The sequence below is a fragment of the Mucilaginibacter polytrichastri genome (assembly GCF_001911425.1).
GTDB classification, from domain to species: domain Bacteria; phylum Bacteroidota; class Bacteroidia; order Sphingobacteriales; family Sphingobacteriaceae; genus Mucilaginibacter; species Mucilaginibacter polytrichastri.
Map to the genome: position 1 here is coordinate 5,747,303 of NZ_MPPL01000001.1, position 6,708 is coordinate 5,754,010.

Annotated in this window: 8 protein-coding genes and 1 pseudogene; 2 read left to right on the forward strand and 7 right to left on the reverse strand. The window is 39.7% G+C overall.

Annotated elements, in window-relative coordinates:
- Positions 1-278 precede the first annotated feature (278 nt).
- Positions 279-683 (forward strand): winged helix-turn-helix transcriptional regulator, encoded by a 405-nt coding sequence (locus tag RG47T_RS25080; protein WP_074492960.1) that lies wholly within the window; start codon positions 279-281, stop codon positions 681-683.
- A 207-nt stretch (positions 684-890) separates the two neighbouring features.
- Positions 891-1,367 (forward strand): hypothetical protein, encoded by a 477-nt coding sequence (locus RG47T_RS25085; protein ID WP_139235789.1) that lies wholly within the window; start codon positions 891-893, stop codon positions 1,365-1,367.
- Between the two features lie 794 nt (positions 1,368-2,161).
- Here RG47T_RS25085 and RG47T_RS25095 read toward each other — a convergent pair.
- From RG47T_RS25095 to RG47T_RS26535, 7 genes and pseudogenes are all read right to left on the reverse strand, one after another.
- Positions 2,162-2,398 (reverse strand): hypothetical protein, encoded by a 237-nt coding sequence (locus RG47T_RS25095; protein ID WP_074492967.1) that lies wholly within the window; start codon positions 2,396-2,398, stop codon positions 2,162-2,164.
- A gap of 11 nt (positions 2,399-2,409) precedes the next feature.
- Positions 2,410-2,814 carry a TonB-dependent receptor domain-containing protein gene (locus tag RG47T_RS25100; protein WP_083627525.1) on the reverse strand — a complete coding sequence of 135 codons (405 nt, stop codon included), beginning with the start codon at positions 2,812-2,814 and terminating at the stop codon, positions 2,410-2,412.
- Positions 2,815-3,129: 315 nt separating this feature from the next.
- Positions 3,130-3,951 (reverse strand): annotated as a pseudogene (locus RG47T_RS25105) (aldo/keto reductase); the annotation flags it as partial.
- A 12-nt stretch (positions 3,952-3,963) separates the two neighbouring features.
- Positions 3,964-4,152, reverse strand: a complete 189-nt coding sequence (locus RG47T_RS26530) for an aldo/keto reductase (protein ID WP_216351105.1) — start codon at positions 4,150-4,152, stop codon at positions 3,964-3,966.
- A 5-nt stretch (positions 4,153-4,157) separates the two neighbouring features.
- Positions 4,158-5,072, reverse strand: coding sequence for a helix-turn-helix domain-containing protein (locus RG47T_RS25110; protein ID WP_074492972.1), 915 nt, complete (start codon positions 5,070-5,072; stop codon positions 4,158-4,160).
- A gap of 72 nt (positions 5,073-5,144) precedes the next feature.
- The gene (locus tag RG47T_RS25115) at positions 5,145-5,900 is read right to left on the reverse strand and encodes an SDR family NAD(P)-dependent oxidoreductase (protein WP_074492974.1); all 756 of its coding nucleotides are present in this window, start codon (positions 5,898-5,900) and stop codon (positions 5,145-5,147) included.
- 545 nt (positions 5,901-6,445) lie between these two features.
- The coding region (locus tag RG47T_RS26535) for a hypothetical protein (RefSeq protein ID WP_216351106.1) at positions 6,446-6,708 on the reverse strand (263 nt) is incomplete at its 5' end.

A 6,708-nucleotide genomic window follows, 5' to 3' on the forward strand; every position in this document is an offset into this window, starting at 1 on the left:
GTTATTGTTCGATCAATAAGATATATTCTAAATGACCTGCATGGGCAAAGGTAAAGCATTCAAAAGACACTAACAATGAGGTACATATATGTGTGCTAGTTACCTATAGGTTAGTTTTCTTTAAATGAGTATATTAATTTTTATATAATCTACTATTGGTAAATTAAGCTTTTGTGAAACACTCCTTATGCGTAATAATTATGGTGAATTTATAAACCGGTATCCATTGAGAAATATTATCACCTTTGACAAATAATACGCTTCATAAATTTACAAAGATGGATAGTTATATAATTGATGATAAAATAAACAAGGCCTGGGATGACATCTGCAAGGTATTAAACAAAGATCAGGACGAACTTAAGAGAGATATATTGAATCATGTTGGTAATAAATGGTCCTTATTTATCATACATGCTTTAGGAGTAGATGGGCGAATGCGTTTTTCCGCATTACAGCAACATATCGATGGCATAAGTCAAAAGATGTTAACCAAATGTCTCCGCGAACTGGAACGGGACGGATTGATAAGCCGAAGTATTTATCCGGAAGTACCTCCAAGAGTAGAATATGAATTGACACATCTGGGTAAAGGTTTGCTTATTCAAGTAACCCCGCTTTGGTTTTGGATTGCCAGTAACATTAAGGATTTCAAAGAGGCGCGAAGCAACTATATTAAATAGAAATTTCGTTTATAATTACGGCGAGAAGGCTAATACATAAAATACGGCTCAATAACGCCGAAAAGCAAAAGTGCTGGGATTGGGAAATATACAAAGGCTTCTGTTTTTAAGTTGGAAATGGAACCTGAAGCAACTTGTACAGATTTGTAGTTGTTTTACAAAATATTTCAATTTAGTTTTATGCCTCCCAACTTAATCATCACATCAATGGAAAAAAATGACTACAAAGAACAACCCGGAAAGTATACTATTATTGCGTGGGTTGGTTTATTAACTGGTACACTTGATGCTGTGGCGGCTATCCTATCGGCTCACAAAATGCCGGTGGTGACCGTTTTTAAATTTATTGCAAGCGGAATATTCGGGAAAGCAGCATTTGCCGGGGGATTTGAAATGGTTGCCGCAGGTATTTTTTTTCACTACCTCATAGCTTGTTCAATTACAGCAGTCCTTTTTGTGTTGTACCCTATGTTTATTTCATTTTTAAAGAGCAAATATGTGGTAGCTGTGGTGTTCGCGTTGATTGCCTGGGTTATCACCCACTTAGTCATAGTCCCTTTAAGCCGCATTGGGTGGAGTCACATGGATATTGGCGGAACAGCTATCTCCATAGGGATTTTAATTATAACCATCGGCCTGCCAATTGCGCTGATTGCGGACAGGTATTTTGTTAGTAAAAAGTAGAAAGTATAAAGCAGAAAGGCAAACAACTGGGATAACTACGGGTACAACTTAAATAAACTATAAAATGAATTTTTCCCAACTCTTTCTGACTTTACTTCTCACTTCAACATCAAAATTTGAAATGCCGACCTCTCGACGGTTGTAAGCCTTAAGAATATTATCGCCCGAACAAAGGTATTGATTAAGCTTTCGGCGGGCTGCCACCAATCCCGCAGCATTGTTTTCCTGTTGCAATTCCAACAAAAACCGATTATAAATTGCTTTCTTTTTAATTTTTACATTTTTTACTATTTTCTTGCTGTTGACCTAACTTTTAAACTTCATTGCCAGGTGAACCCTGTTGTAATCGCCAAAACAATAGCTTCCAAAGCAAATTGCCCTTCACTTGAAAGGTCGGCTTTGAAAGCGCCTTTGTGCAACAGCATATGAAATACGGGCATAAACGATTGATATTTAATAGCTAATACAATTAAAGCAAACAGTAAGTATTTTAACCATTGTTTTTTTGAAAGTTGATTCAGTGTTAAAATTGCCTTTTATCATAGAAGCGTAATATCAATGGATCTCATAAACTTATTGATCTCATAAACTTATTTGATCCGTTCTAATTCCTCTTTATTACTTTGAGCCTTTTTAGGTGCGATTGCTTTCCACCCAAATTTATAAGACAGACTTAAATTAAATCGGCGGTTTTCGTTACGGTTGTAGTAGGTGCCATACAAACCTTTAAACTGGTTGACACCCTGGTTGATGTAAGTATAGAAAATATCTGTTACCCCTAATTTGATAGTGGCCTAATTATTCCATAAGCTGTATTTAAACGCCGCATCCGCATGGTACTTGCTATTTATGGTACGGGCGAGTACCACCCGTTTTGATTTGTAAAGATTCGGTATTTCTAATGATAGTTTTGAATTGGGCTGAAAAGTGTTGAGAATATTAAAGTTATATCCGGCACGCTGAACATCGATGAAAGTGCCCAGATACGGTGTTTGGTAACGGTCATAAGTAGCATCTCCGTTTGCTGTCAAACTCCACCATTTTAACAGTCCTTATTGTAGCTGATTGATAAATTCCAGGTATTATATTGTTTAAAATTGTTAATTGTTTGTTTGGTCGCACCGCTACTATCGGCCAGCGATGTGAAGTAATTGTAATAATCGCTTGTCCGGCTATAACCCAGGCTAATATTCAGATCTGTATGGTAGTTGTAATTCAATTCCAAAGAATGTGTGGTTTCCGGTTTTAAAAGCGGGTTTCCCAAGGTGTAAAAATAAGGTGATGAATAATCGAGGAACGGGTTCAGATCCTCAAAGCTTGGACGCCCGATTCGGCGACTATAAGAAAAATTCAAGGTGTTTTGCCTGAAATTGTGCAGTATAAAAAGACTGGGGAATAATTGCAGGTAATCACGGCCTACGGTTTGGCCGGTAGCAACGGACTTAATCGTATGCCTTCGTCATAATTGGTTTTTCTGCGTCAAACCTTCGGAGGCTTTATTATCAGCAATTAAAGGTGCTAACAATTATAAAATTCAATTTAGCCAAACTTCGGCTTATGTTAGCCTAAACGCGGTAATATTGATCTCTTATGAATAATCTAAAATCTATAAAAAAGAAAATACTCCCACCGAATTAGATTACGAAAGATTTAATAATAAGATCTTTGTGGTGTCCCTTGAGGCCAGGCGTTAGCTGTATATATTCGTCAAAAGTATGCCGCTTTAATCCTTGATTAAATTTATCTATAATACCTCTCTAATTTAAGACGCTTTTCTGTCGGCATTCATTATAGTGTCCACATTTCCAGGATATTCTTCCGGAATCGCACTAACTTTATTCAGAACGGACAGCTCTTGTTGTGAGAACTTGATATCTAATGCCTTTAAGTTATCTGTCAGCTGACTGATTTTGGTGGCTCCGATGATGATAGAGCTAACCACTGGCTGGTGTAGTAACCATGCTAAGGATAACTGAGCAAATGAACTATTCTTTTCCAAGGTCATCGGTTTCATCGCTTCTAAAACAGCTTGCAAGCGATCCTGGTTAATAAATTGCTGTTTAAAATTATCAATTCTGCCGTTTCCTTTTTCTTTGACGTCTTTTTGGTACTTACCTGTTAGCCATCCGCTCGCCAGGGGACTCCAAACCATAAGGCCTACTTTCTGATCGGACAGGAGCGGGATCATTTCACGCTCTAATTCACGGCCAACGATAGTGTAGTTTGCCTGTAAAGAAGCGAAGCGCTCCAACTTATTGTATTGGGCGTGAGCCAGTGTTTTCATGAGGTTCCATGCAGTCATATTACTGGCTCCGGTATACCGCACTTTGCCGCTTTTAACCAGCGTATCCAAGGTTTCCAGCGTTTCTTCTATCGGTGTTAATGGATCTGCACTATGGATCTGATACAAGTCAATATAGTCCGTTTTTAGTCTTTTCAAACTCGCTTCCAGCTGCTGAATAATATGTTTGCGGGAAAGTCCCCGGTCGTTGACACCGCTGCCCATGCCACCTCTTACTTTTGTTGCAAGCACCAGATCATCCCGGTTGATTGACAGGTTTTTAATAGCCTGCCCAATCATTACTTCAGATAACCCTTATGAGTATACATTGGCCGTATCGATAAAATTGATTCCATTTTCTATAGAAACCTTAAATTGTTCGTCTACAGCCGCCTGATCCAAAGTTCCCATAACCTTAAAAAAACCCTTCCCACCGTAGTTCATGGTGCCTAAACTCATCACAGATACCTTTAAACCTGTGTCCCCTAACGTTCTATAATTCATAATTGTTAATTGAAAGATTGCCTGTACTCCAGCGGAGACATGTTGGTTTTGTTTTTAAACAGTTTACTAAAGGATTGCGGAAACTCAAACCCTAAGCTGAACGCAATTTCACTGACAGACAAATTCGTATTAGCAAGGATTTCTTTTGCTTTGTCAATAAGTTTATTGTGGATGTGTTGCTGCGTATTCTGCCCCGTTGTTGCGCGCAGCATATCACTCAAGTAACTGGCAGATACATTCAATTCTTTCGCTAAATTGTTAACGGTTATTAAGCCGCTCAGTGAATCTTTATCAAAATGATCAGTTAACTTTTTTTCAAAATTTGAAAGCAGGTCATTATTGGCCATTTTCCTGGTGACGAACTGACGGTTATAAAACCTGTTGCAATAATTCAACAGCAGGTCCAGGTTTGATACGATGACATCCGCGCTAAAATTGTCGATCCTGGATTCGTATTCATTTTGAATATTCCGTACTAAACCCTCGATCAGCTTTTCCTCTTCCTCGGAGAGGTGAAGCGCCTCATTAACTTCGTAAGAAAAGAAACCATAATTTTTAATGGACTTACCTAAAGGATAGTTCCTGATCAGGTCGGGATGAAACATCAGCGACCAGCCATCCTTATCCCTTTCATCGCCCTGGTCAACGGCAATAATTTGGTTAGGGGCAGCAAAGGTCATTGTCCCATTGTCAAAATCATAATACTTGCGGCCATACCTTAATTGTCCGTGAAAACTTCTTTTGATGGAGATATTATAGAAATTTAGAACCAAGCGATGAATACCCGTTCCCGAGACAGGTGGCTCATCTGCATGATTGATTAACGTGATCAGTGGGTTTTTTGGTGCGGGCAATGAAAGTAACCGGTGCACTTCTGAAACGGAATTGATGGTTTTGACGGGAGTTTCCTGTTTACTCATAATAATTATTGATAAATCAGAAAAGCCTAAACAGGCTCTTCTGATTGAAAGTTTTGACTACGGAATTATATCTCACTTAAAGCCACCGGACACTTCAATGAATTGGCCAGTAATGATGTATGAATCATCAGAGGCAAGAAAAACGGCCATTTTCCCTATATCATTAGGGGTAGCCATACGCCCCATTGCACTTCTGGCAATCATTGCTTTAATGGGCTCTGATTCCGCATCTGCTCCAAGTTTAGCTACGCCTTCTGTGAAAACACCTCCAGGCTGGATGGCATTTACACGGATCTTATGCGGGGCTAATTCCTGCGACAAAGCCCTGGTAATAGAATCAACCGCGCCTTTAGAGGCTGCGTAGGCTACGGAATACGGTTCAGGCCTTATACTGGCGAATGAACTGATGTTAATGATACTCCCCCCTTTACTGCTTAAAAACTTTACTGCTTCCTGGGTAGTCAGCAAGATTCCTAAAACATTGATATCAAAAATCCTTCGATACGATTCTTCCGTAAACTGATCTAATAATGCAAACTCGTAAATGCCCGCATTGTTTACCAGTACATCAAATCCCCCGAATTCTTTTATGGTTTCCTGGAAAAGGTTTACTACATCCGCTTGTTTTGACATATCACCCTGAACCGCAATAGCGTTTCCGCCGTTTTCTTTAATTTCTGTTACGACCTGTTCTGCGCTTTCTTTACCGGATGCATAATTCACAACAACTGTCGCACCTGCTGCTGCCATTTGTTTTGCAATTCCAGCGCCAATGCCTTTTGAGGCGCCAGTTACAATCACAACTTTATTCTCTAATTTATCGCTCATTTTGCTTTTGATTTTGTTAACTCAAAGATCTGATGTTAATAATGCTAAAAAGTGTCCAAAACAAAGCTAATTGTGTTCAAAACAGGTATTAGAATGTGGTAAAACTAAGATGGTGGACATACCGGAGCCATTGATCACCGCGTTCCGGAACTGCGAATAATTGATTCCGCGACACGTTGACCATATCAATTCTAAATTGCCTTTTTCTAAAGTGTCTACACAATTGGGTGCTCTACATCCTACGGAATCGCATGGTCAAGCCTTCCGGAATGTCCAAATATGCCCATAACTGGATTTTTTTCATAAAGCTAAAAATTTTTAGCGAGCGGTTGGGCCGGTTTATGTGCCAAAACACTAACCGCTCCATCTTCCTGGCCGTTGCCTCCGGCCCGCGCTATCCGCTGTATCTGCTCCGCAGGATGCCGCTGCTATCGGCTAACGGGAGTTAAGCGTTTGGGATTTTAATGTACCCATTTTTTAGGCGAAACGGGTAAAAAGCGCAGCTAAGGTCGAGCTCCGAATGCTTCGTTGGGGTGGTCAAAAGACTACGGCATAATGGCCCGCTCGCTACGCTCACAGCCCACCCTTCGGGACTTATTCCGTTTCCTTTTGCCTTGAAACGGGCTCTCTTTTTTGCTTTCTTTTTTCCCTTTTTCTTTTAAAAAATACAAACACAGGGACACGGACGAAAGGAAGAAACAACAAAAAAATAGTTCACTAAAAATCCAAAAAATGGAAATCACAGGAAGAGTGGTAGCAAACGCAGCCGTAAGGACTACCAAAACAGACAAAAAAGTAACAGCCTTTA

Excerpts from the sequence above, each read along its gene's own strand:
- RG47T_RS25080 (WP_074492960.1), top strand. The coding sequence starts at position 279 with ATGGATAGTTATATAATTGATGATAAAATAAACAAGGCCTGGGATGAC.
- RG47T_RS25085 (WP_139235789.1), top strand. The coding sequence starts at position 891 with ATGGAAAAAAATGACTACAAAGAACAACCCGGAAAGTATACTATTATT.
- RG47T_RS26530 (WP_216351105.1), bottom strand. The coding sequence starts at position 4,152 with ATGAATTATAGAACGTTAGGGGACACAGGTTTAAAGGTATCTGTGATG.
- RG47T_RS25110 (WP_074492972.1), bottom strand. The coding sequence starts at position 5,072 with ATGAGTAAACAGGAAACTCCCGTCAAAACCATCAATTCCGTTTCAGAA.
- RG47T_RS25115 (WP_074492974.1), bottom strand. The coding sequence starts at position 5,900 with ATGAGCGATAAATTAGAGAATAAAGTTGTGATTGTAACTGGCGCCTCA.